The 1,781-nt window shown below is 62.7% G+C and carries 1 protein-coding gene and 1 pseudogene; both read left to right on the top strand.

Going from position 1 to position 1,781, the window contains the following annotated elements:
- Window positions 1-170: 170 nt before the first annotated feature.
- Window positions 171-1,300, top strand: a pseudogene (locus M1B34_RS32915) (phage tail sheath subtilisin-like domain-containing protein).
- Window positions 1,301-1,312: 12 nt separating this feature from the next.
- A partial coding sequence (locus tag M1B34_RS32910; protein ID WP_268267357.1) for a phage major tail tube protein occupies window positions 1,313-1,781 on the top strand: 469 nt, incomplete at its 3' end.

Below are 1,781 nucleotides of genomic sequence, written 5' to 3'. Positions count from 1 at the left end.
TTCCGCAGTCCGCGCACCGTCCGGTGGCGCGCCCTGGATCACCGAGCAAACCCAATAACGCCCCGCACTGACGGGTGTTTCCTCCGTCACACCTCACAGCTCGCTCATGCGGGGCTTTTCATGTCTGGAGCTATCATGAGTGGTTTTTTCACGGCGTTACCGTCACTAACGTGGACACCGGCGCACGCACGATCTCGCTGCCGTCCACCTCGATCATCGGCCTGGTGGACACTTTCACCGAGGGGCCAGACTTCACCGCCAAGCTCAACGACCTGGTGCTGATCACCAACGAGCGCGAAGCCATTGCGGCCTGGGGCGCGGATGCGGCCATTACCAAGGCTTGCCAGGCCATCTACCAACGAGCCAAGGCGGTGATCGTGGCGTGCGGGGTGGCCAAGCTTGAGGATGCTGCCCTGCAGACCTCGGCGATCATCGGTGGTGTGCTGGCCAGCGGTAAGCGTACCGGCCTGCAGGCGCTGCTCGATGGCAAGAGCCGCTTCAATGCTCAGCCGCGGCTGTTGGTGGCCCCCAAGCACAGCGCCAATTTGCCGGTGGGAATGGCCCTGGTCAGCCTGGCCGACAAGTTGCGGGGCCTGGCCATCCTCGACGGACCCAACACCACCGATGAGGCGGTGATGGAGTACTCCGAAAACTTCGGCGCCAAACGCGCCTTCATGGTCGACCCGGGCATCAGTACTGGGATACTGGCGTGAGCACAACGGTCAACGCACCGGCTTCGGCCTGGGTGGCCGGCCTGTTCGCCTGGACCGACAACGAGTACGGCTTCTGGGCCTCGCCGTCGAACAAGGAGTTCGTCGGCATCACCGGCACCACGCGCTCCATCGAGTTCCTGGATGGCGATGAAACCTGCCGGGCCAACCTGCTCAATAACGCCAATATCACCACGATCATTCGCGACGACGGCTTTCGCCTCTGGGGCAACCGCACGCTGTCGAGCGATTCGAAGTGGGCGTTTGTCACCCGGGTGCGGACCATGGACATCGTCATGGACGCCATTCTCTTCGGCCACAAATGGGCGGTCGACCGCTCGATCACAGCGACCTACGTCAAGGACGTCACCGAGGGGTTGCAGGCCTTCATGCGCGACCTGAAGAACCAGGGCGCGATCATCAACTTCGAGGTCTACGCGGACACCGTCCTCAACACGGCCAGCCAACTGGAGCAGGGCAAGGTGTACTGGAACATCCGTTTCACCGACGTGCCGCCCGCCGAAAACCCGAACTTCCGCGTCGAGGTCACCAACCAGTGGCTGACCGAAGTCCTCGACCAAGCCGCTTAAGGAGCCGCATCCATGGCAATGATTCCCGAAACCCTGGCGAACATGAACTTGTTCGCCGATGGCGTCAGCTTCCAGGGCGACGTGCCCAGCCTGACCCTGCCCAAACTCACCCTCAAGACTGAGGAGCACCGCGCCGGCGGTATGGACGTGCCGGTCGAGCTGGACATGGGCATGGAAAAGCAGGAAGCCGGCTTTACCACCACGGGTGTGCGCCGCGAGTCGCTGAAGTTCTTCGGCCTGGCCGATGGCACGGCGTTCAACGGCGTGTTCCGCGGTGCCTTCAAGGGCCTCAAGGGCAAGATCACCCCGGTGATCGTCACCCTGCGCGGCCTGCTCAAGGAGGTCGACATGGGCGATTGGAAGGCCGGCGACAAGGCCGAGATCAAGCACAACGTGGCGCTGACCTACTACAAGCTCGAAGTGGACGGTCGCCTGATCTATGAAATCGATGCGCTGGGCATGAAGCGCGTGATCAACGGCG

It is taken from the genome of Pseudomonas morbosilactucae, from assembly GCF_023241715.1.
GTDB classification, from domain to species: domain Bacteria; phylum Pseudomonadota; class Gammaproteobacteria; order Pseudomonadales; family Pseudomonadaceae; genus Aquipseudomonas; species Aquipseudomonas morbosilactucae.
This window is presented reverse-complemented; position numbering and strand designations above follow the sequence as displayed.